The 631-nt window shown below is 59.3% G+C and carries 1 protein-coding gene; it reads right to left on the reverse strand.

Annotation, left to right across the window (positions count from 1 at the left end; all coding sequences use genetic code 11):
• The coding region (locus tag HP459_RS23260) for an IucA/IucC family siderophore biosynthesis protein (protein WP_301541011.1) at positions 1 to 631 on the reverse strand (631 nt) is incomplete at both ends.

Genomic DNA, 631 nt, shown 5'->3' on the forward strand with positions numbered 1-631 from the left:
GGTTGAGGATCACGCGAATAATCTGCGGCTTAAACAGGTCGAACTTCGCGAAGCGCGCCGCAAGATCCGGATGGGCGGCCATATAGCGACGTAACACCTGCGCCAGGATCTGATAGAAGCGGGTTTCGCTCACGCCGGTTTGCAGGGTGAGACGGGAAATAAAGCGCAGCACCGTGACAAAGTTGCCGGTTTGCAGGTCGTGGATGATGTAATCCGCACTGAGGCGTGCGGTGACGGCTTTTACCTGCTCCGGCAGGCTCTGCGCCTGCGGGAAATCCTCGTCCACCAGGCGCATGTCGCCCTGGAAATCCTTCAGCAGAATGCGCTGTGGAACGTAATCTTTCATCACCAGCGTGACGTTCTGGCCGTGGGCGATGAGCGCCACCCCGTAGCGGCAGAGCAGGTGATAGAAGGGGATCACCGTCGCCTCAAAGAGCTTTTCCAGCCATGCGTCTGCGGTTAACCCCGAGCGTTTGATCCATGCGTCAATCAGCGGGCGCCCGTCGTTATCGGTTTCCATCAGCGCGGCCATCAGCACCGCCTGTTCGCCATCCTGTAAATAGCAGGATGGGTTCTCGCGCCAGATCACCCCCAGCATCTCCTGATAGCGGTACGGCGCCTCAGGCAATGC

Origin of the sequence: Enterobacter sp. CM29 (genome assembly GCF_013179605.1) — a bacterium.
Lineage (GTDB): Bacteria > Pseudomonadota > Gammaproteobacteria > Enterobacterales > Enterobacteriaceae > Enterobacter > Enterobacter intestinihominis.